The sequence below is a fragment of the Pseudomonas sp. PGPR N4 genome (assembly GCF_059693665.1).
Window position 1 is genome coordinate 127,551 of record NZ_JCAUKV010000008.1, and the last position, 21,707, is coordinate 149,257.

At 60.5% G+C, this 21,707-nt stretch carries 15 protein-coding genes and 1 pseudogene; 10 read left to right on the plus strand and 6 right to left on the minus strand.

Annotation, left to right across the window (positions count from 1 at the left end; translation table 11 throughout):
* The first annotated feature begins 114 nt into the window (after positions 1-114).
* On the plus strand, positions 115-2,190 hold the full coding sequence (locus AC58X1_RS23880; protein WP_497429574.1) for a TonB-dependent receptor: 2,076 nt from the start codon (positions 115-117) through the stop codon (positions 2,188-2,190).
* 381 nt (positions 2,191-2,571) lie between these two features.
* Positions 2,572-3,732, plus strand: coding sequence for an MFS transporter (locus AC58X1_RS23885; RefSeq protein ID WP_101316455.1), 1,161 nt, complete (start codon positions 2,572-2,574; stop codon positions 3,730-3,732).
* A gap of 15 nt (positions 3,733-3,747) precedes the next feature.
* Here the strand turns inward: AC58X1_RS23885 and AC58X1_RS23890 are convergent, their stop codons facing one another.
* From AC58X1_RS23890 to AC58X1_RS23900, 3 genes are all read right to left on the minus strand, one after another.
* Positions 3,748-6,207 (minus strand): TonB-dependent siderophore receptor, encoded by a 2,460-nt coding sequence (locus AC58X1_RS23890; protein WP_497429575.1) that lies wholly within the window; start codon positions 6,205-6,207, stop codon positions 3,748-3,750.
* A gap of 95 nt (positions 6,208-6,302) precedes the next feature.
* Positions 6,303-7,259 (minus strand): FecR domain-containing protein, encoded by a 957-nt coding sequence (locus AC58X1_RS23895; RefSeq protein WP_497429576.1) that lies wholly within the window; start codon positions 7,257-7,259, stop codon positions 6,303-6,305.
* The gene (locus AC58X1_RS23900) at positions 7,246-7,761 is read right to left on the minus strand and encodes a sigma-70 family RNA polymerase sigma factor (RefSeq protein WP_497429577.1); all 516 of its coding nucleotides are present in this window, start codon (positions 7,759-7,761) and stop codon (positions 7,246-7,248) included. The genes AC58X1_RS23895 and AC58X1_RS23900 overlap by 14 nt, the downstream gene beginning before the upstream one ends.
* Before the next feature lie 126 nt (positions 7,762-7,887).
* Here AC58X1_RS23900 and AC58X1_RS23905 point away from each other — a divergent pair, with 126 nt between their 5' ends.
* From AC58X1_RS23905 to AC58X1_RS23915, 3 genes and pseudogenes are all read left to right on the plus strand, one after another.
* Complete coding sequence (locus tag AC58X1_RS23905) at positions 7,888-8,520, plus strand: DNA-3-methyladenine glycosylase family protein (RefSeq protein WP_497429578.1); 633 nt, start codon at positions 7,888-7,890, stop codon at positions 8,518-8,520.
* A gap of 128 nt (positions 8,521-8,648) precedes the next feature.
* A pseudogene (gene ada, locus AC58X1_RS23910) lies at positions 8,649-9,452 on the plus strand (bifunctional DNA-binding transcriptional regulator/O6-methylguanine-DNA methyltransferase Ada); the annotation flags it as partial.
* Between the two features lie 55 nt (positions 9,453-9,507).
* A complete protein-coding gene (locus AC58X1_RS23915; RefSeq protein WP_188035340.1) occupies positions 9,508-11,910 on the plus strand; it encodes a DUF3772 domain-containing protein in 2,403 nt (800 codons plus the stop codon).
* Positions 11,911-11,952: 42 nt separating this feature from the next.
* Here the strand turns inward: AC58X1_RS23915 and AC58X1_RS23920 are convergent, their stop codons facing one another.
* From AC58X1_RS23920 to AC58X1_RS23930, 3 genes are all read right to left on the minus strand, one after another.
* Positions 11,953-13,383 carry an aldehyde dehydrogenase family protein gene (locus AC58X1_RS23920; RefSeq protein ID WP_188035341.1) on the minus strand — a complete coding sequence of 477 codons (1,431 nt, stop codon included), beginning with the start codon at positions 13,381-13,383 and terminating at the stop codon, positions 11,953-11,955.
* Positions 13,384-13,397: 14 nt separating this feature from the next.
* Positions 13,398-14,900, minus strand: coding sequence for a purine-cytosine permease family protein (locus AC58X1_RS23925; RefSeq protein ID WP_497429579.1), 1,503 nt, complete (start codon positions 14,898-14,900; stop codon positions 13,398-13,400).
* Positions 14,901-14,999: 99 nt separating this feature from the next.
* Positions 15,000-15,389, minus strand: coding sequence for a YybH family protein (locus tag AC58X1_RS23930; protein ID WP_188035343.1), 390 nt, complete (start codon positions 15,387-15,389; stop codon positions 15,000-15,002).
* A gap of 235 nt (positions 15,390-15,624) precedes the next feature.
* Here AC58X1_RS23930 and AC58X1_RS23935 point away from each other — a divergent pair, with 235 nt between their 5' ends.
* The 5 genes from AC58X1_RS23935 to AC58X1_RS23955 all read left to right on the plus strand — a co-directional run bounded on the left by AC58X1_RS23935 (position 15,625) and on the right by AC58X1_RS23955 (position 21,679).
* Positions 15,625-15,867, plus strand: coding sequence for a hypothetical protein (locus tag AC58X1_RS23935; RefSeq protein WP_188035344.1), 243 nt, complete (start codon positions 15,625-15,627; stop codon positions 15,865-15,867).
* A gap of 155 nt (positions 15,868-16,022) precedes the next feature.
* On the plus strand, positions 16,023-16,346 hold the full coding sequence (locus AC58X1_RS23940; protein ID WP_497429610.1) for a YceK/YidQ family lipoprotein: 324 nt from the start codon (positions 16,023-16,025) through the stop codon (positions 16,344-16,346).
* Positions 16,347-17,710: 1,364 nt separating this feature from the next.
* Entirely contained in the window at positions 17,711-18,289 is a 579-nt protein-coding gene (locus AC58X1_RS23945; RefSeq protein WP_188035346.1) for a fimbrial protein, read from the plus strand.
* A 60-nt stretch (positions 18,290-18,349) separates the two neighbouring features.
* Positions 18,350-19,054, plus strand: a complete 705-nt coding sequence (locus AC58X1_RS23950; RefSeq protein ID WP_497429580.1) for a fimbrial biogenesis chaperone — start codon at positions 18,350-18,352, stop codon at positions 19,052-19,054.
* Between the two features lie 24 nt (positions 19,055-19,078).
* Positions 19,079-21,679, plus strand: coding sequence for a fimbria/pilus outer membrane usher protein (locus AC58X1_RS23955; protein WP_188035348.1), 2,601 nt, complete (start codon positions 19,079-19,081; stop codon positions 21,677-21,679).
* Positions 21,680-21,707 lie beyond the last annotated feature (28 nt).

The following is a 21,707-nucleotide window of genomic DNA, read 5'->3' on the forward strand; positions in this document are numbered from 1 at the left end:
GTCATTATCAATATTATTCCTATAACGCTCACTTTCCCTTAGAATCCGCCCCGCTGGCCGCAACGAGCAGTGGGCCTGCGCAAAACAACAATATCTGGCGTAGTGGAGCGGGTCGTGAATTTCAAGAAGAATACGCTTGCCCTGGCTGTGGGCGCTGCCGCGTGCCTGGCCAATAGCGGCTGGGCCGCTGAAACATCGAGCGCTGCATCACCAAACGTGGTCGAGATGGCGCCAATCACGGTGACCGGCGAGAAGATCGACCGCACCCTCGAGCAGACCCAGTCCAGCGTTGTGGTCGTCACCGAGCAGCAACTGCGCGACAAGGCCGATCACAGCCTGGTTGATGTGTTTGCGCGAACGCCTGGGGTATACAGCCAGGCCGGCAACGAGAACTGGGGCATCCGTGGTGTGCCGGTGTCCGGTTTCGATGACCAGGGGCCGTCGACCATGAACGGTGCCGTGTCGGTCTATATCGATGGCGCTGTGCAGCCCAACCGGGCGCTGACCTTGAGCCCGAACCCGCTGTGGGATACCGAGCAGGTCGAGGTGTTCCTTGGCCCGCAGTCCACCACTCAAGGGCGCAACTCGCTGGCCGGTGCAGTGGTGATCAAGACCAAGGATCCGACCTTCGACCCAAGCTTCTCTGCCCAGACCAACGTTGGCAACTACGGTGAAAAAGGCCTGGCCGTTGCTGGTGGTGGCGCCATTGTCGAGGGCAAGGTCGCCGGGCGTATCGCTGTGGACCGCCAGGACGGCGACGGCTATATCGACAATATCGCACTGGGCAAGGATGCCAACCCGCATCGCACCAGCAATGCCCGCGGCAAGTTGCTGATCCTGCCCAATGACGACCTCGATGTACTGCTGACTTATGCCCACAGCGAGCACCGTCAGGGCGACAACTCGGTCATGCGCGAGAACGATAAAGTCCGCTACTACAAGGTGTCGTCCAATACCCAGGCCTTTGACAACCTCAAGCAGGACACCGTCAGCGCCAAGGTCGACTATCGCCTGAGTGATGCCTGGTCGCTGACCAGCATGACCGTCAACACCCGCTCCGATTACAGCAACCGCCTGGACTTCGACCAGACCGCCGAGAGCAACGACGTCATCCTCCGTGCACACGATGGCAATTTGTTCAGCCAGGAACTGCGGCTGAACTACAGCTCGGATGACGTGAAGAGTTTCATCGGCGCCTATTACGGCCACAGCACCAACAAATTCCATGACCGCCTGTTGTTCGATGACACCTTGTTCGCCACCGTCAAAGGCGACACGACAATCGATAACAAGGCTGTATTCGGTGAGGTCAACTGGACCCTCGCGCCGCGCTGGACGTTGATCACCGGCCTGCGTTACGAGCACGAAACCAATGACACCGACGTCAAGCAGGATGACCTGTCCAGTCCGGGGCAAGTCAGCGAATCGTTCAACGCCCTGTTGCCCAAGCTGGGTCTGAACTATGAACTGGCGGCCAATCAGTTCCTCGGCTTCATGGTGCAGAAAGGCTATCGCGGCGGCGGCGTCAACGTGCGCTCCGGCAGTGGTCACGAGTCGTATGACCCGGAGTACACCACCAACTATGAGCTGTCCTATCGCGGGACATTTATGGAAGGCAGCCTGCGCACTCGCGCCAACCTCTATTACACGGACTGGAAAGACCAGCAGGTCAGCGTACGCCAGGACAACAGCAACGTTATCAATGTGTATAACGCCGGTCGCAGCACCATCAAAGGCCTGGAAGTGTTTGTCGAAAAAGACCTCAGCGAGCAACTGACGCTGACCTTGGGTGGCTCGGTCACCGATGGCAAGTACAAGGACTTCGTTGCCGGCAACGGCCAGGACCGCAGTGGCGAGGCGTTTCTCTATGCGCCAAAGTACAAGATGTCGCTGGGAGCGTTGTATCGGGTCGATGAGCGCCTTACCTTCAACACCGACCTGACTTACCAAAGCACGGCGCCGTCGCAATACGACTTCAATACCGCGGGCCAGGTTATCGGTGAGCGCAGAAGCGACAACTACGTGCTGGCCAACTTCAGCAGCGAGTACAAGCTCACCAAGAACATCGCGGTGTCCGGCTTTGTCAAAAACGCCTTCGACAAGGAGTACGTGACCAACAACCGTGGCGGCGACATCATCGATGCCGGTGCGCCACGTACCTTTGGCCTGGCGCTGCGTTACGACATGTAAGCCTGGAGGCGGTGAAGCGCACATTTCGCTTCACCGCCCTTGCATGCCCCGGATTGACGCGCTCGCCAGCCTTGGCCTAGAGTGCCGCTTCCTCTTTACCTGCGTAGTCGATGCAATGCGCCGTAGTCAGCGTCTCCTCCAAGCCCTTCAGCCTGCAGCCCAGGCCTGTCGGCGTGCCTGGCCGAGCGACACGGTGCTCAAGCGGCGGCGCAGCGTGCTGTTTGCCTTCACCTTCTCGCCACACCTTGCCCTGAACTGATTCGCGCCGCTGCGACCAGCGCCCATTGCGTCTGGCCATGGGCGCCTGTGTGCAGTCATTTTTCAGGGTTATCAGCCGACGCGGCCGCAGGTGCCGCCGTGCCGGCATGCAAGGAGTGGGTAATGAACATGCGTTTGCTGGCGGGCCTTCTGTTCGCCGTATCGGTCGTGGGTTTCAGCCTCGGGGCGAGCCTGCCGCTGGTGTCGTTGCGGCTGCAGGACAGCGGTGCCAATACCCTGCAGATCGGCATCATGGCGGCGATACCGGCGGCGGGGATGATGCTCTCGGCGTTTCTGGTCGATGCCTGCTGCCGCTACCTGACCCGACGCACCATCTATTTGCTGTGCTTCAGCTTGTGCGCGCTGTCCATCGGCCTGTTGGAGTGGGCGTTCTCATCGATCTGGCTGCTGGCCCTGTTGCGACTGGGGCTTGGCCTGGGCATGGGGATCGCCATCATTCTGGGTGAATCGTGGGTCAACGAGCTATGCCCGGAGCACAACCGCGGCAAGATCATGGCGCTGTACGCCACCAGTTTTACCGGCTTTCAGGTCCTTGGCCCGGCGATGCTGGCGCTGGTCGGCGCGCATAGCCCGTGGATCACCGGGGTGGTCACGGCCTGCTATGGCCTGGCCCTGCTGTGCATCGTATTGACCGTACCCAACGACCACGTCGAACACGCTGAAGAAGACGACAAGAGCTTTACCCTGGCTGGTTTCTTCCGGGTCGCACCGGCGCTGTGTGTGGCGGTGCTGTTCTTCTCGTTCTTCGACGCGGTGGTGCTGTCGTTGCTGCCGGTGTATGCCACCAGTCATGGCTTTGCCGTGGCCGTGGCGGCGCTGATGGTGACCGTGGTGTTTGCCGGGGACATGCTGTTTCAGCTGCCGCTGGGCTGGTTAGCGGATCGGGTCGAGCGCACCGGCCTGCATTTGCTGTGCGGGGTGGTAGCAATGCTGATCGGTATTGGCCTGCCGTGGTTGCTGCAGATGAGCTGGCTGTTATGGCCGATGCTGGTGCTGCTGGGCGCAGTGGCTGGCGGCATCTACACCTTGGCGCTGGTGCTGATCGGCCAGCGCTTCAGGGGCCGCGACCTGGTCACGGCAAATGCCAGCGTCGGCCTGCTGTGGGGCGTCGGCAGCCTGATCGGGCCGCTGCTCAGCGGCGCCGCGATGGGCGCCGCACCGCATGGCCTGCCGATGGCGCTGGCACTGATGGCAGGGCTGTTCGTGTGCTTTGCCCGGCAGTCGTACCGCCGCGCCGGCAAGCTCAAGGCAGCCGCCGAGTAAGCGCTCGGCGAAGGCTCAGAAGCTGCCGCGCAGGGTCACCGAGACGTTGCGCGGATCACCCCAGTAATAGCCGGTTGGCGTCGGCGCGACCTGGCGGTAGTACTTCTTGTCGAAGATGTTGTTGGCGTTGAGCTGCAGCGAGTACTGCTGGTTGAAGCGGTAGTTGACCATGCCGTTGTACACCGCATAGCCCGCCTGCGACGCTTCGGCAGTGCCATTGCGGTTGTAGATATCGCTCTGCGCCTGCACCCCGCCGCCAATGGTCCACGCCTCCAGCTCGCCCGGCAGGCGGTAGCTGGTGAACAGGCGCAACATGCGCTTGGGGTCGGTGGTACGGATCGGGTTGCCGGTGCTGTTGCTGGTGTCCTTCAGGTACTCGGTGGTGTTGTAGGTGTAGCCACCGCCAACGTTCCAGCCCGGCAGCACTTCACCGGAAATCTCCAGCTCGAAGCCCTGGCTGCGGTTCTTGCCGGCAGCGACCTTGCAGTAGCCGCTGGTGTAGTTGGGCAGGCACGGGTTAGGGCCGCTGATGTCATCCAGGGCGTTGCCGACCTGATAGATGCGGAAGAACGCCAGCGAGGTATTCAACCGCCCTTCGTAGAACTCACCCTTGATCCCGGTCTCGTAGGCTTCACCAGTAGTCGGCTCGAGCACCGCGCCGCTGATCCCGGTGGCGGTCTGCGGGTTGAATATCTCGGTGTAGCTGGCGTAGGTACTGAAGTTGTCGTTGATGTCATAGATCAGCGCGGCATACGGCACGATCTTGTTGTCGACGGCGAACTTGCCGTTGGATTTGACGTTGTTTTCCTGCTCGTAGTCGTACCAGTTGTTGCGCGCACCGATGATCGCCGTCAGCGGCTCGGCCAGCGAAATGCGCCAGGTGGCATAGGCCGCCTGCTGGGTGGTACGGGTGCGCACCGGGTGCGCGAAGATGGTGATATCCGGCTCCGGCAGGCTGGTCTTCGGGTCCCAGTCGCGCAGATCGAACTGCCCGGAGGCGATGTTGTTGGTGGCCGAAGCGTAGGAGTCGTTGCGGATGCGTTCGACGCCGAGCATCAATTCGTGGGTGCGACCGAGCAGCTCGAACGGGCCGTTGAGGGTGGCGCTGAGGTTGTTCTGGATGCTCTCGCCGCCATCCCCTTCGGTGACCTGGTAATTCATCAGGTAGGGATTGCTGGTGCCAGTGGGCCTGCTGAAGAAGGTCTGCTTGAAGCCGTGGTCGTCAAGCTCAAAGTGCGTACGCTGGGCCATCAGCTTGAGCTTCCAGTCGTTGTCGAAGCGGTGCTCCAGCTCGGCGAAAGTCTGCAGATTGCTGCGGTCCCAGCGGTTCCAGTCCGACCCCAGGTAGGTGCTGCGGCCAAACGGCAGCGGCTTGCCGTCGAAGTCGGCGGGCAGGTTGCCCCAGGCGCCGGTGGCGTCGAGCTTGGTCCATTCCAGGCCGGTGGTCAGCGTGGTGCTGTCGCTGAGGTCGAAGGCGAGTACGCCGTACAGCACCTCTTTGCGCTCCATGCGCGAGTTCTGGAAGTGATCCTTGTCGTCGTGCACGGCAATCATCCGCCCACGTACGTTGCCGGTTTCGGTCAGCGGGCCGGACACATCGGCCACATAGCGCTGGGCATCCCAGCTGCCCAGGGTCACGCTGCCTTCACCCTGAAACTCGGCAGTAGGGCGCTTGCGCACCAGGTTGACCGTACCGGACGGGTTGCCGGCACCGCGCAGCATGCCGGTGGCGCCGCGCAGGATCTCGGCGCGGTCGATGATCGCCGAGTCGCTCTGGATGAACGAACCACCGCCGCTGCCTTGCACCACGGTGGCGCCGTCGTACTGAATGGCGTCGATCGCGTAGCCGCGGGAGTAGTACTGCACGCGCTCGCTGTCGGTCATGTTGATCACCACACCCGGGGTCTGCTCGAGCAGGTTGGTCAGGTTGGTGATGTTCTGGTCGTCGATCCGCTGGCGAGTGACCACGGTGACCGATTGCGGGGTGCGGCGGATACTCTGGGCGGTTTTGCCGATGGTCACCGCGCCGGTGGTGTAGGAGCCGGAATGCTCGGTGGTCTCGCCCAGGCGGTCGCTGGAGATGCTGGTCGCGCCCAGCTCGAGCGCGCCGCCGGCGTCGATTGCCGGGATCAGCAGGAAGCTGCTGGCGCTCTCCTGCTGGACCTGCACGTCACTGCCCTGCAGTACGATCGACAAGGCCTGGGCACTGTCATACCGGCCTTGCACGCCTCGGGTGGTCTTGCCTTGCAGGCTGTTGGCGTCGAACGACAGACTGAGGCCGCCTTGCCGGGCCAACTGGTCCAGTGCGCTGGCCAGCGGGCCGGCGGCGATGTCCCAGTCACGTTGCTGGTTCTGACTGACGGGGGCGGCCTGGACCAGCACGGGCAGAGCGGCGGCGCTCAGGCCGAGGCCGAGCAGGGCGGCCTGGACGGCATGCCGCAGGCGATCGGGGCGGTGGGGACGGCGGTGAATCATGCAGCGCTCCTGAAGATGATCAAGTCCACTTTTCGGGCTTTGTTCCTTCAGGCCGAGCGAGAATGAGATTCCACCTCATTTATTTTCAGTTTTTTTCAGACCGCGCCGATGCTGACCCAGTAGCGTGTGCGGTAGTCGACCCGCACCGGCAGGGTGCGCGCCAGCAGCAACAGAATTTGTTCGGTATCGGCCAATTGGTAGGTACCGGACACCCTCAACCGAGCAACCTCATCTGCACAGCGCAACAGCCCTGGCCGGTAGCGCGACAGCTCGCTGATGAACTCGCCAAGGGGCATCTGCTGCACGCTGAGCACGCCGTCGGTCCAGGCCCAGGGATCGCCATGCAGTTGCACCGCTGACGCGGCGCCAGACATCGACAATTGCACTACCTGGCCCGCCTGCACCTGTCGCAACGGGTTGCTCTGCGAGTCGACAGTGACTGAGCCACGACGCACCGCCAGCAACAAGCCGGCGTCGTTTTCGCGCAACAACAATTGCCCGTTCTGCGTGCTCAGCTGGCCAATACGGGTGCTGATGATGAATGGCCGGTTATCGGCGCCATTGCTGTCCAGCGTCAGCTCGCCACGCAGCAGGCTCAACTGGCGCTGATCGCTGCTGTAGCGCAGGTCGATGGCGCTGGCGGTGTTGAGCTGGATTGTGCTGCCGTCGCTGCCTTGCACCTGGCGTTGCTCGCCGGTGCCGGTACTGCTGTCGGCGAGCAGTGCCTGCAGGCCGAGGGGTTCACGCGCCGCCCAGCCGAGGCTGCCGCCAACCGCCAGCACGGCCATCAGCTTGAGCTGATCGCGGCGGCTGATGCGCTGCCGGCGGCTGCCATCGAGGGTGCGCCGGCTCAAGTCGCTGGGCAGGCCGGCCAGCTCTTCGCTCAGCTCGCTGACCCGTTGCCAGGCCAGGGCATTATGTGGATGGCTGGCAAGCCATTGCTGGAACTGGCGCTGGGTGCGTGCACTTGGCTCGTCGAAACGCAGCTTGACCAGCCAGTCGATGGCCTGATCGACCTGGGCCTGCGCCGGCGTGCGCTCAGAGGTCGGCATAGCGCAACCGGTAGCAGACGCCAAGTGCCTTGGCCAGGTCGCGTTCGATGGTGGCGCGGGAAACCTCCAGGCGCAGGGCGATTTGGGTAATGTTCAGGCCATCCAGCTGTGCCAGCAAAAACGCCTGGCGCACCCGCGGCTTGAGTTGCTGCAGGGCGCGATCCAGGCGTTCGAGGGTATCGAGAATGATCAGCCGGTACTCTTCGCTGGGCGCTTCGCCCTCGGGCAGGCAGGCCAGGCTGTCCTGATAGGCCCGCTCCAGCGCACGGCGGCGGAACTGATCGATCATCAGGCCACGGGCGATGCTGCTCAGATAAGCGCGGGGTTCCTTCAGCGGTGATACCTGGCGTGCCCGCAACAGGCGGACGAAGGTGTCCTGGGCCAGGTCGGCAGCGTTCTCCATGCAGCCGACTCTAGTCCGCAGCCAGCCACGCAGCCAGGCGTGGTGGGTTTGATAGAGCAGATCGACCTCGGACGGCTTGAGCGTGTCGTTCATCTGCATCGGATCAATGGCCCTGAACTAGAGTTATATGCGTTTGTTAATGGTTCTCAATTCTATGGGTGAAGTAGGGTTCAGGTAAAGGCCTGGGCTAAGATGGGCGATCAGGCTCAACACAGGTTTTTGCCAATGATTGTGTCCGACCTCAGCGCGCCGGGGCTGCAGCAGGCCAGCGCTCATCTGGCCAGCATTGATGCTGACTGGGCCCGCCATGTTGCGACGATAGGCCCTTGCCTGCATCGCGCTACGCCCGGGCGTGAGCCCTATGAGGCGTTGGTGCGGGCGATTGCCTACCAGCAGTTGCACGCGCGCGCGGCCGAGGCGATCTTGCAGCGGATGCTCGCGTTATACCCGGAGGCGGCGTTTCCCAGCCCTCAGCAGTTGCTGGCGACCACCCCGTTGGCGCTGCGCGGGTGTGGTTTTTCGGCGAACAAGTTGGCCACTGTGCAGGGCATCGCCCAGGCCCGCCTCGACGGCCTGGTGCCAAGCCGGGCCGAGGCGCTGGGTATGGCCGATGACGAATTGATCGAGCGGCTGGTGACGTTGCGTGGGGTCGGCCGCTGGACGGTAGAGATGCTGCTGATCTACTGCCTGGAGCGCTCGGATATCCTTCCGGTCGATGATTTTGGTGTGCGCGAGGGTTATCGGCGCATCAAGGGTCTGGACAAGGCGCCGACGCCTGCGCAGATGCGCGCGTTGGCACTACCCTTGAGCCCCTATCGGACCGCTGCGGCGTGGTATCTGTGGCGTGCGGTAGGCTGACCAGTGGAACAAGCGCAAGAATCGGAGTGAACGCTGGCTGAGGCTCTGCCACGCTTTGCCCATCCCAGCCAGGAGACTGCGACATGCAGCCTGTCGACACTACCAGCGCCCGGCGTACCGCATTGATTGCGCGCGCCTGCCGCCTGATCGAAACCAGTGAGAGCCTGCCCAGCCTTGACCAACTGGCGGCCGAGCTCGCGGTCAGCCGGTTTCATCTGCACCGCCTGTTCAAGGCCGAGACCGGCCTTACCCCCAAGGCTTATGCCTCGGCATTTCGCGCCCAGCGCCTGCGCGAGCGCTTGCAAGGCGAGGCGGCGACCGTGACCGAAGCGCTGTTCGATGCTGGCTACAACTCCAACAGCCGCTTCTACGAAGGCGCCGGCCAACGCCTGGGCATGTTGCCCAAGCAGTACCGCGCACGTGGTGCAGGCGCGACCATCTACTTTGCCGTTGGGCAGTGCGCGCTGGGCGCGATTCTGGTGGCACAGAGTGCGCGTGGGGTCTGCGCGATATTTCTTGGCGATGACCCTGCGCAGTTGCTCAATGACCTGCAGGATCAGTTCGCCAACGCCGAACTGATCGGTGCAGACAGCCGCTTCGAGCAGTTGATCGCGCAGGTAGTGGGCTTTGTTGAACAACCCGCGCTGGGCCTTAACCTGCCGCTGGATGTGCAGGGCACGGCGTTTCAGGAGCGGGTCTGGCAGGCCTTGCGTGAAGTCCCGGCAGGCCAGCGCGTCAGCTATACCGATATCGCCGAGCGCATCGGTGCGCCAAAAGCCGTGCGGGCAGTAGCACTCGCTTGTGCAGCCAACCGCATCGCCGTGGCCATCCCCTGTCATCGGGTCGTTCGCCGTGACGGTGATCTGAGCGGCTACCGCTGGGGAGTTGAGCGTAAACGGCAGTTGCTGGAGCGAGAAACGGCACTTCCCTAAGCCGGCAAGCGGCGTAGAATTCGCCGCCAGCAGAGTCTGTCTATAGGTGATTTCGATGAGGCGTGTAAGCCTTGACCGTTTGTGTGTGGGGTTACTGGCCCTGCTTATGTGGGTGGCGACTCCGGCCTGGTCGGCGGGCGCTACGCCGGTATCGCAACTGCTGGCCGGGGAAATGCCGGCGCTGGAAGAAAACGCCAGCCTGGAGCAGTTGACCGATCGGCTCGACCAGATCCGCCAGGGCGTTACCAGCAATGCCAATGACGACCAGCTGTCACAGCTGCGTCAGGCGGCCATGCAGGTGCAGCGCCAGGCCGATGCGCTGACCACCGTGCGCACCACCGACATTACTCGCCTGGATGATCAGCTCAAGGTGCTTGGCGATGTGCTGCCCGACGAGGGCGAAAGCATCACCCGCCAGCGTCAGCAGCTCACCAGTGACAAGAAGAAGCTACTGGCCGAGCAGAAGAACGCCACCCAGCTGACCCAGTCAGCGCGTGACTTGTCGACCCAGATCGTCAACCTGCGCCGCAGCCAGTTCAACTCGCAGGTCACCAGCCGCGCCGCCAGCCCGCTGAGCCCGGCGTTCTGGTCGAGCATGATTCGCCCGACCGACGATGACGTCGCCCGCTTGCAGGCCTTGAAGACCGAGGCCAGTGATGCCCTGGCCAGCGCGCTCAGCCCTGAACACCGCTGGCTGTTCATCGCCAGCCTGGTCGCCGCGCTGTTGGTATGGACATTGGCGCGTTTGCTGGTCGAGCGTCTGCTGGCCGATGCGATGGTCCGTTGGCTGCCTGAAGGCCGCCTGCGCCGCAGCGCCCTGGCGCTGGGCGTCAGCCTGGCCACGCTGGCGACCATTGCCGGTTCGGTGTCTCTGGTGCGCTGGGGGCTGGAGACCAGCGCCGAGCTGGGCGCCGATATCGCCAGCCTGATCAACCACGTGCTGACGCTGGTGGTGTTCAGTGCCTTCATCACCGGCCTGGGCCGGGCCATGCTGATGCTGCAGCGGCCGTCCTGGCGGCTGCCGCCGATCCCCGACGAAGTGGCCAGCGCGCTGGGCTGGTTCCCCAAGGTGCTGGCCGTAGCGCTGATGGTGCTGTTGACCCAGGAGCGGATCAACAGTGTGATCGGCACCAGTCTGGCGTTGACCGTTGCCACCAATGGTCTGACCGCTTTGGTGGTGTCGCTGGTGTTCTTCGCCGCCCTGGTGCGCTACCGCCGCACCCGACGCAAGCACCAGATCGAGCGACCAAGCGGCCTCGCCGGGCTGATCCCGTTCGTGATCGTGGTCTGGGTGTTGCTGATCCTGCTGGCATTGCTGGCGGGCTACCTGACCCTGGCGTACTTCCTCGCGGCGAAAATGCTCTGGATCAGCGTGGTCGTCACCTGCGCCTACCTGCTGGTGACGGTATTCGGCGACCTCTGCGAAACCCTGCTCTCGCCACGCCAGCCTGGTGGTCTGGCGTTGGCTTCGACGCTCGGCTTGAAGCCGCGTCATCAGGCCCAGGCCAGCACTGTTCTGGCTGGCATCGGACGCACCCTGTTGCTGTTCCTCGCCGCGCTGCTGGCGCTGATGCCGTCCGGCACCAGCCCTAGCGAGCTGCTGATGAGCTTGGCCGATTGGGACGGCAGCGGCGGCAAGGTGCTCGGCAATCTGAACATCGTGCCGCAGGATATTTTCATCGCTGTGGCGATGTTCCTCGGTGGGCTGTTTGCCATTCGTGTGGTCAAGCGCTGGCTGAGCGAGCGTCTGCTGCCCGAGACCGATATGGACGCCGGCATGCGTGCCTCGCTGGTGACCCTGGTCGGCTATCTGGGCTTCCTGTTCCTGGCGATGCTGGTGATGACGACCCTGCGCATCAACCTGACCAGCCTGACCTGGGTGGTCAGTGCGTTGTCGGTGGGTATCGGTTTCGGCCTGCAGCAGATCGTGCAGAACTTCATCTCTGGCCTGATCCTGCTCACCGAGCGCCCGGTCAAGGTCGGCGACTGGGTCAGCCTGGCTGGCGTCGAAGGCGATATCCGCCGGATCAACGTGCGCGCCACCGAGATCCAGATGTCCGACCGTTCGACGGTGATCGTGCCGAATTCGCAGTTCATCTCGCAGAACGTGCGCAACGTGACCATGGGCAATGCGCTGGGTGTGGTGGGTATCACCCTGACCCTGCCGCTGGAAACCGACCCTGATCAGGTGCGCGACCTGCTGATGGCGGCGTACCACGAGCACGAGGCGATTCTGGATGCGCCGGCGCCCTCGGTGACCTTCAAGGACCTTACCGCCAGTGGCATGACGCTGAGCGTCAGCGGCTATGTGGCCAGCCCGCGGCAGGTCTCCGGCACCCGCAGCGACCTGCTGTTCACCGTGCTCGGCCGCTTGCGCGATGCCGACATTGCGCTGTCTTCGCCGCAGAGCATGGTGCTGGTGCAGGAAGCGCCCAAGCCCGCCGACGAACCCGCCTGATCGCGCTAGCAGCGCGCCCCTTGCTGCCAAGGGGCGCGTCGGCTAGCCCAGGCAGCGGGTCACATGCTTGACTGCCTGATAGGCCGACAACCCCCATGGCCCCAGCTCGCGGCCAATGCCGCTGGCCTTGGTACCGCCCCAGGACGTTTCGACGAACACCGCTTGCACCGAGTTGATCCAGACATGGCCGACTTCAAGGCTGTCGGCGACCCGTTCGGCGCGCTGCAGGTCGCTGGAGCATACCGTGGCTACGAGGCCGAAGCGGCTGTCATTGGCTAGCTCGATTGCCTGCTGTTCGGTGCTGAAACGCCGCGCGCAGAGTACCGGGCCGAAGATCTCTTCCTGCCACAGGCGGCTGCTCGCGGGCACATCGACATACAGCGTCGGGCTGACAAACCAGCCGTCGCGGTCCAGCGCCTTGCCGCCGGCCAGGCAGCGCAGGCCTTCATCGCGCGCGCTGGCAAAGTAACCTGCCACTTTTAGCCACTGCGCCTGGCTGGTCAGCGGGCCCATGTCGACTTCTTCGCGTGACGGATTCCCCACCCGCAGTTGAGTCAAAGCACGCTGCAAGTTGCTGAGCAGCGCGTCGGCGATGCCTTCCTGCACCAGCAAACGCGAGGTCGCCGAGCACATCTGGCCGGCGTTCCAGGTGATGCCGGCGATGATCCAGTCAACTGCCTGCTGCACGTCGCAATCGTCGAACACAATGATTGCCGACTTGCCGCCCAGCTCCAGGGTCAGCGGCCGGCAGTGCGCCGCTGAGGCACGCATGACCTGGCTGCCAACGCCATTGCTGCCGGTGAATGACAGCTTGTCCAGGCCGGGGTGGCCGCTCAGTGCGGCACCAGTCTCGGCCTTGCCATTGACGATGTTCAGCACGCCTGCGGGCAGGCCGATCTGACTGGCGATTTCGCCGTAGGCCAGCTCCACCAGTGGCGTGACTTCGGAGGGCTTGAGCACCACCGTGCAGCCTGCCGCCAGGGCCGGGGCGAGCTTCCAGGCGCTGGTCACCAGCGGGAAGTTCCACGGCACGATCAAGCCAACCACACCGATCGGTTCCAGCCGCGTACGCGAGGTGAAGCCTGGCACTGCCAAGGGTACTTCGCGGTTGCTCGCCGGCGATTGCTCGGCCAGCGCTGCGTAATAGGTGAAAGTCGCAACGGCGTCATCGAGGTCGACTTCAGCCTCGTGGCGGGGCTTGCCGTTGTTGCGCATCTGCAGGGCGACCAACGCTTCACGACGCGCCGTCAGCTGCTCGGCGAAGCCGTGCAATAGCCGGGCGCGTTCACTTGCCGGGGTGGTTTTCCAGGCAGGCAGCGCCTGTCGCGCGGCGGTAACCGCCAGGTCAACCTGGGCCGTGCTGGCGGCCATCAGCTCGGCGAACGGCACGCCCAGCGCGGGGTCGTGGACGGTGAAGCAGTCAGTGCCTTGGCCTTCGACCCAGCAGCCATCGATATAGTGAGAGATGTTCATGGGGGGGATTCCAGTCAGGCTAGTTTGGCGGCAGAGGTTACTGGTTGGGGCGTAGTGCTTTTGCAGCGCACCCAGCGCGGACCATTCGGCCCGTACACGCCAGCAGGTTCAGGGAACAGCCTGAGCAAGCCCAGGTAGAGCAGGGCGGCCACGCCCAGGGTTACCGGCAGGCTGACGTCGATGCCGCCGGCCAGTTCACCCAGCGGGCCGACAAATTGCCCCGGCAGATTGACGAAGCACAGGCCCAGCGCCGCGCTGGGCAGCCAGGCGCCCATGCCGCGCCAGTTCCAGCCATGCAGAAACCAGTAGTGGCCGCCACGCTGGCCACGGGTGAACACTTGCAGGTCGTCGGCATGGTAGAAGCCACGGCGGGTGATCAGGCCAAGAATCATGATCACCATCCATGGGCTGGTGCAGGTGATGATCAGCACGGCGAAGGTTGACACGCTCTGCACCAGGTTGAAGGTAAAACGGCCAAGGAAGATAAAGCCGATTGCTGCCACGCCAATCAGCAGCGTGGCCGCCGCGCGGCTGAGCAGCCGCGGGAACACGCTGGACATGTCCAGCCCGGTGCCATACAGCGCGGTGGTACCGGTCGACATGCCGCCGATTACCGCAATCAGGCACACCGGCAAGAAGAACCAGCTCGGCGAAATCGCCAGCAGGCCGCCGACATAGTTGTTGGCAGCGATGTAGTCAGGCGCCTGGCTGGCGACCAGTGTGGCCGTGCACAGGCCGAACAGAAACGGGATCAAGGTGGCGGCCTGGGCGCCAATCACGGCCAGCATGATCCGCGCTTTTGGCGTTTCGCGCGGGATGTAGCGTGACCAGTCGCCGAGAAACGCACCGAACGACACCGGGTTGCTCATGGCCAGGATCGCCGCACCGACAAATGCCGCCCAGAAGCCCGCCTGGCCGACATTGACGCTACCCGCGTAGCCCGCACCGAAGGACCCGGCGAAGGCAAAGATGCCCAGCAGAAACAGCAGGCTCGAGGCCCACACGGCGATCTTGTTGACCCACAGCATGAAGCGAAAACCGTAGATGCACACCACCAGCACCAGCACCGCGAACAGGCCATAGGCCAGACCCAGAGTCAGGTCGGTTTCCGGCAGCCCGATCAGCCTTTTGGCGCCGCCGACCAAGGCATCGCCGGAGCTCCACACCGACAGGGAAAAGAACGCGACGGCGGTCAGCAATGACAGAAATGAGCCGACAATGCGCCCGTGTACGCCAAAGTGTGCACCGGACGATACAGCGTTGTTGGTGCCATTGAGTGCTCCGAACAGGCCCATGGGCGCAAGGATCACGGCACCGATGCCAACGCCCAGCAGAATCGCCCAGACGCCGGCCTGGAATGACAGGCCGAACAGCACCGGGAAGCTGCCGAGCACGGCAGTGGCAAAGGTATTGGCGCCGCCGAAGATCAGGCGGAACAGGTCCAGCGGGGTGGCATGGCGTTGCTCGTCGGGGATTTGCTCGACGCCATTGCTCTCGATACCGGTCGAGTGGCTCATGTTGATGCTCCAGCGCGGTTGTTGTTGGTCGGCGCAAGGCGCGGACGCTTTTGTGGGTGCGTTGGCAGAAGCGGCAGGGCCGCAAGGTTTGCTGCTGGGTCAGGCTGGCGAAACGACCGAGAGATGCTCATGGCACGCCAGCCAGCGGCAGTCGTGACGGCGGAACAGGATGGTCTCGCGCTCGGCCAGTTGTTGTTCTTCACCGTTCAGGCTGATGCGCGTGTCGACATCGTGGATGAAGATTGCCAGGTCGCCCTGAAGGGTGATGCTGGCGTTGCTCGATTGGCAATCGAGCACTTTGAAGCCATCCGCCTGCCACTGCTGCCAGAGGGTTTGGTATTGCTGACGCGAGAACAGAGGCTGGGGGAGGGTGTGGAAGACGAAACTGGCGTCTTCGCTGAAGCAGGCGAAGTAGCGCTGGGTGTCGTTGCTGGCAAAGGCGGCTACCAGCTCGGCGGCGGCCTGGCTTACCTGGAGGGTCTGGTCCACTGCGGTGGCCTCACGGTTATTGTGATTATGGTGGGCGGATTTTGCGCAGGGTTTGCGGGGCGAAGAATCTGCTGGGAGAAATAATTAGTTCAGGGATTTGTGAAGTGATTCAAGGGGCGGCAGAGCGCCTGCGGTTCCTGTGGGCGCATTTAGCGTACGACAAGCGTCGCGAAGCTGTGGCGCGCCGTCGGTGAACCAAGCACGCTCTGTTCAGATCTGAAACTGGTGTGAACCCTTGACGAAGCTGCTGCGCTGGCTGGCCTTTTGCGGCGATGAAGTCCGTTGTGTCAGTGCAAGTTGGGATCCAGGATTTAGCCCCTCCAACGGGTGGACAGGTGCAGCCTTCAATTCTCACAGTTGGGAGATCATCTCATTTGATGGTTCTTTGACTTTAGGAATCGTCCTATTAAAAGCAGTTGATGGTAACGCTATGGTGGGGCGAGTGTGTGATCTGATGGCGGGTTTTTTCTGCTCGTAAACCAGACCCGGACCAATAAATTTTAGTGGTCCTGCAGTAGGGGTGGTGTGGGGTAATGGGCCGCCAGTAGGTCGCGATAAGTTAAGTTGCGCGGTAGTCGTGGTTGCAAAAAATCTCCGCGTTACAGTGTTTTCTACCAGGCGCAGTTAATGATGATGAGAGCTATATTTGTTGCGACAGTGGGGTTGACACTATATGGATGCGGTACCATTAATACGGTAATCAGTTCGGATGCAAACGCGATCAGCAAGTTGAGAGTTGCTAAAACCCGATGTGAAGCGATTCCGCGAATCTACAGCGGTGTCTCCTACGACTTGTGTATCCTACATGGTCCGCCTCAGGTAGGTGAACATGACCCTGCGGCTCCGGCACTGATACCCTTGCAAGTACTCGATCTCATACCTTCCGGTATAGCCGATACGGTGTTACTTCCTTACACGATTTATCTTCAACACTCAGAGGGCTCCCTCGACTTATAGGGTGGCCGTCGGCAGTACGCTGTCGCAGAAAGTGGTTCAAGAGGCGCTAAGTTTAAGACTATGTATAGATTCGTTGAACGGCTGGGCAGAGGCGCGTGCGCTTACCTAAAACTCACCCTGCTTGGGATGGTGCTGTTTTCATTTCATGGGGCTGCGCAGGCATTTGTCGAAAATAACATCACGTGTTCGAGCAATGTTCCGGGGCTTAATGATCTAGGGACTGTCGCCCCAGGTGAACGAATCCTGATATCGACCAGTACCAGTTGCAGAATGCTCAGGCGTTTTCCACAGGGCGCTGGCATAAGTTACACCGCTCAGTACGCAAATGGCCTAGGGGATCCTGCATTTTATTTCTTTCAATCGGGGACCTACATGGCCGTTCCTTATGGAGGTCAAGGAACCTTTAGTTCGACATGTGCACTTGGAGGATCGTGTGTTGATCTGCCCGTGGGTACACAGTTTGATCTTAATGTCCAGGCTGGAGGGGTGGCAAAAACTGAGCCAGGGATTTATCATCTGCAAGTCAGTCTTTGGTTTACGTCACGGGCAAACACTAACTATTCCCAGTCGTATTTGGGGCTTGTATATATTTACACCGTTGCCGCACCTGCATGCACTTTGACCTCGCCCAGTGCAGCTAATTTGTACTTCGGTACTGTCTCAAGCGATCAGCTGTCTGGGGCGAGCCAGGTGGCAGATATCTCGTTGTCTTGCCAGTCAGCGACTCGCGCGCAGGCGACCTTGGTGCCTACTCAGTCTGCTGTCACCGGTAAAACTGGGGTTTCTGCTACTACTCTGAGTGGTCTGTCGATGGCGAGTACTTGGGACGATACGCGGACGCCAGTGGCTTTCGGGACGCCGCGATCATTAAACCTCAATGCAGGCAGCAACAGCTTGAGGCTCCGCTTTCAGCCGCAGTTGACCAACCCGGGGTCAGCCCCGTCAGGAAATTTTGCTAGCCAATACACGCTTAATATCACCTACCCCTAACCGAGCGCGATGTTGAGAGGCGCTATAAACTGCGCCACCGCGCCGCGCTTGCGATATCTGACACGTAGTAGACAGCACAGATTGACAGCGCAGCCCTACACAGCGATCTGCTGTGGTCTGCTCAATCGTGCTAGGTGTCTGCCCCGCGCTACGTAGCGATCTACATGGGTTGCGCAACCATCAGCGTTGTTTGGGATTGTAATGTGCATATCTGGGCTCCGTCGCATAAGCGATGACGATCCGCTCAGTGCACACGGCACGCTTTGAGACTCGTCTTATGTTCGTAGTCAGGCCGCTACGGCGATAGTAGCGCCTCCCTGCAGTTGAAACGGAATGTGGCAGGGACTACATAACTTAAATAAGCGAGGCCTCTCATGTCTGTTCGTTCAATCAAATATTCCGCTTTGTCCTGCACCTTGTTGGCTTCACTCATTATGTCTACCGCTCAAGCGGCGGATGGGCAAATTGAGTTCACCGGTGTGGTCAATGACAACGCCTGTACCATCAATAGCCAAAGTGTAACCCAGTCGGTGGATATGGGGCAGGTGCGTATCGCGGACTTCCCTAATACTGTCGGCGCCTTGGCTACCACCGATGGCACACCGTTCAGCATCTCGCTGGAAAACTGCAGCGGCCCAACCATGCGCAATGCGACTGTGAAATTCAGCGGTCAGCCAGCAGCGACTGACGCTACCATTTTGGGCATGGTCGGTAGCAACCAAGTAGCAGGTGTAGGTATCCAGATTGCCGATGCAGTGACTGGTACCAAACTGCCTCTGAATACTGAAAGCACCGCTTACACCTTGCGCCCAGCCAGCAATACTTTCGACTTCACCGCCTCTTATGTCCGCTTGGTCGCAGACACCGTTGGCACCGACGGTGACGTCACTGCCCGTGGTATCGGCACCGGTCGGATCAATGCTGTCGCAACTTTCGATATCACTTATCGATAAGCCCATGTTGTACCAGAGACTCACGATGTCGTGAGCTCTGGTACGAGGATGCCTCACCAGATGAAATTTAAATTACTAGTGCTGACGACGGCCGCGTTTTGCTTATCCAGCCTGCTTGCACAGGCGGGAGTAAACGTTGGTGCTACTCGCGTGATTTATCAAGGTAAAGAAAAAGAAGCGAACCTCTCCATCACCAATACGGTGGACGATCACATTCCCTATTTAATCCAGTCCTGGATCAGTGAGTATGGGGAAAATGATCAGGCAACCGAAAAATTTATTGTTACGCCGCCTTTGTTTCGCCTGGATCCTGGTAGTCAGAATGTGCTGAGAATTATCGCTGTGCAGACCAGTCAACTACCGAGCGATAAGGAAAGTTTGTTTTCGGTCAACGTCAAGGCCATCCCTGCTAAGAGTACCGAGCCTGGCAAGGAGAACGTCCTGCAGATCGCAATCAAGACCAGCATCAAGTTATTTTACCGTCCTCAAGGTTTACCGGGCAGCTTGATCGAGGCCGCTAAAGGGGTTGTGTGGTCATCTGACAATGGTCGCCTGAGCTTCGATAATCCTTCGCGCTACAATATTGTGGTGAGCAAGTTGGTAATCAACGGTCGTGAACAAAAGGGCATGCCGGACGTTATCTCACCGGGTCAGCATAGTTCAGTAAATATCCCTGCCAACGCTGGCGAAAGCATAGTGTTGAGTTATATCAACGAATTCGGCAGTGTGGTTGAAACACCGGCCACCACTCTGGTTAATCGATAAGTAGACTACTTAGAGGAGCACCTCATGCGTACAGGGCGCACGTGTAACTGGCTGCGCCGAATCCATGTAGTGCGTATGTCTCTGCTTGGTTTCTCTATTATCGCGTCAACCGCTCACGCCGAATTCAGTTTCGATCCGACTTTCCTGGACATCGGTGGTGGTTCTGGCGGGGATGCCGTAGCTGCGCAAGTCACCGCGCTTAGTGAAGGGCAGCTCCCAGGTATTTACCGCGTGGGAGTGGCGGTAAATGGCAAGACCGTTGATGAACGCGATGTCCGCTTTATCAGAGAACAGCCTGATCAGCCCAAGAGCCTGACGGGGCTTTTTCCTTGCTTCTCTATCGAAGCGCTCAAAGAACTGGGTGTTGATGGCGAACGCTTGGCCAAAGCGACCGTCTACGAAGATCAATGCGTGGCATTCAGTGGCTCCTTGGCCGGCGTGACCTATGACTACGCATTCAGTAAACAGTTTTTGGACGTGCAGGTACCGCAGGCGTTCATAGGGGAAGTGCCCTTGGAGGTGCGCCGCCGCCATTGGTCAGACGGTGAGCGCCTGGGCTTCGCCAATTATTCATTCACAGGCAGTCGCCAGGAAACCGACAGCTCCCGCCGACAATCCAATTTTGGCAGCCTGCACAGCGGGATCAATGCGGGCGCTTGGCGCTTCCGGAACTTCTCGACTTATCAAAAAAGCGGATCCAATAGGGGCGAGTGGAAGTCTGTCGACACCTATGTGCAACGTGCGCTGGGCGATACCATGTCAATCGCCACGGTGGGCGACGGAGCGACCAGCAGCGATCTGTTCGACACCATTTCCTATCGAGGTGTGAGTGTCGCCACTGATCTGGATATGCTGCCTGACAGCGCTAGGAACTTTGCGCCGGTCATCAGGGGCATCGCTAATGGTCGATCACTGGTCACTCTGCGCCAGCGTGGCTACGTCATCAGTGAACAGTGGGTACCCTCTGGCCCGTTTGCTCTGAAAAATCTGTATTCAACGCCCAACAATGGCGATATAGAAATCACCATCGAAGGCCCGAATGGCGATCGCCAGGTTTACACCCAATCATTCTCCTCGGTGCCTTACATGCTTCGAGAAGGCCAGCATAGCTATGAACTGACGCTCGGTCAGTACCGCTCTGCCAGCACGACCTCAGACATCCCCAAGCCGACATTTGCACAGGTGAGCTATCGCAGGGGAGTGGCGAGTGGAACCACGTTATTGGCGGGTGGGATTTATAGCGCTGACTATCACTCGGCCCTGTTCGGTGTCGCGCAGGACATTGCTGGGTTCGGCGCAGTATCGATGGACGTTACTCACGCAGTGACGCAAGGCATTGGGGATAGCGCCGCGACCGGTCAGTCGTACCGCTTCCGATACTCGAAGTCTATTGAAACCACCGATACCAGTTTTAGCTTGCTCGGCTACCGCTACTCAACAGCAGGTTATTACAGCTTCAATGAGGCCGTTAATATAAGGGCCGTGAACGCCGCGAACACTGTATACGCCGATGAGGTATTAAACAGCGGTATGCTGGCTTCGGATTACTTTTCAAGTCACATGAAAAGTGCCTTCACAGCCAATATGTCTCAGCAATTTGGGTCCTACGGAGGCCTGTTCGCCAACATCAGTAAAACGCGTTATTGGAACCAGTCGGCTAGCGCTACTTCCGTGCAAATTGGCTACAACTTTAGTGTGGGGAGCGCCTCTTATACGCTCGGCGTCGCCCAGACTCGAGGTGCAGAACAATCCACTAGAAGTATCTCACTTGGCGTCAGTTTGCCTTTGGGGGGTGTGGGTTCTTCGCGGCGTATCAGTGCAGGTGCAAGCGGCGACTCGAGTGGTAACTCCAGCCGTAACGTTTCCATGTCCGACTCGCTCATGGAAGATAATGCGCTGACCTACAGCGTCGGCCTGAACCAACGCCAGGAGCAGGATGATCGGCTGACCGGACATTCAATTTCAGCGCGCTACAACGCTGCCAACGCCATCTGGCACGGGGCCTATAGCTCGGATCAAAAAACCACCCAGATGGATTACGGCGTTGAGGGTGGCCTTGTCGCTTTGAGCGATGCATTTATGTTTACTCAGCCACTGGGTGAAACCAATATCATCGTGGCTACGCCGGGTGCTGCCGGAGTGGGTGTTCGTTCCAGAAAAGGTGTCCGGACCAATCGCTCTGGCTATACCGTCTTGCCTTCTGCCCAACCGTATCGTGGCAACAAGGTGTCGCTCAATACCGACACCTTATCTGACACGACAGATATCACTAATCTGGTTCAGGAAGTCTCCCCGACCCGTGGAGCGTTTGTGAAGGCCAACTTCGAAACGCGCAATGGCAGACGACTGTTGGTCAAGGTGGCGACACGCGATGGCACCTTTGCCCCATTTGCTGCTCAAGCCAAACTTTATGACCAAGACGGTAAATTGATCAGCAGTGCCATGGTCGCAGATCAGGGGCGCGTTTTTCTAACCGGGGTGCCTGATACGTCACGCCTAACCATTGAAGTGGATGCAAAGGACTGGTGCAGCACAACTATTGATCTCGAGCGCTTTTCTTTGAAAGGTGAGGGGATCGAGCAGATCAGCGTGAGCTGCCAGATCATTGAGTCAGGACAGACATAACCCAATCAATCATGATGTCGCTGATGCA

Excerpts from the sequence above, each read along its gene's own strand:
- AC58X1_RS23890 (WP_497429575.1), bottom strand. The coding sequence starts at position 6,207 with ATGATTCACCGCCGTCCCCACCGCCCCGATCGCCTGCGGCATGCCGTC.
- AC58X1_RS23950 (WP_497429580.1), top strand. The coding sequence starts at position 18,350 with ATGAAATTTAAATTACTAGTGCTGACGACGGCCGCGTTTTGCTTATCC.
- AC58X1_RS23905 (WP_497429578.1), top strand. The coding sequence starts at position 7,888 with ATGATTGTGTCCGACCTCAGCGCGCCGGGGCTGCAGCAGGCCAGCGCT.
- AC58X1_RS23920 (WP_188035341.1), bottom strand. The coding sequence starts at position 13,383 with ATGAACATCTCTCACTATATCGATGGCTGCTGGGTCGAAGGCCAAGGC.
- AC58X1_RS23955 (WP_188035348.1), top strand. The coding sequence starts at position 19,079 with ATGCGTACAGGGCGCACGTGTAACTGGCTGCGCCGAATCCATGTAGTG.
- AC58X1_RS23940 (WP_497429610.1), top strand. The coding sequence starts at position 16,023 with ATGAGAGCTATATTTGTTGCGACAGTGGGGTTGACACTATATGGATGC.
- AC58X1_RS23915 (WP_188035340.1), top strand. The coding sequence starts at position 9,508 with ATGAGGCGTGTAAGCCTTGACCGTTTGTGTGTGGGGTTACTGGCCCTG.
- AC58X1_RS23895 (WP_497429576.1), bottom strand. The coding sequence starts at position 7,259 with ATGCCGACCTCTGAGCGCACGCCGGCGCAGGCCCAGGTCGATCAGGCC.
- AC58X1_RS23925 (WP_497429579.1), bottom strand. The coding sequence starts at position 14,900 with ATGAGCCACTCGACCGGTATCGAGAGCAATGGCGTCGAGCAAATCCCC.
- AC58X1_RS23900 (WP_497429577.1), bottom strand. The coding sequence starts at position 7,761 with ATGCAGATGAACGACACGCTCAAGCCGTCCGAGGTCGATCTGCTCTAT.
- AC58X1_RS23885 (WP_101316455.1), top strand. The coding sequence starts at position 2,572 with ATGAACATGCGTTTGCTGGCGGGCCTTCTGTTCGCCGTATCGGTCGTG.
- AC58X1_RS23945 (WP_188035346.1), top strand. The coding sequence starts at position 17,711 with ATGTCTGTTCGTTCAATCAAATATTCCGCTTTGTCCTGCACCTTGTTG.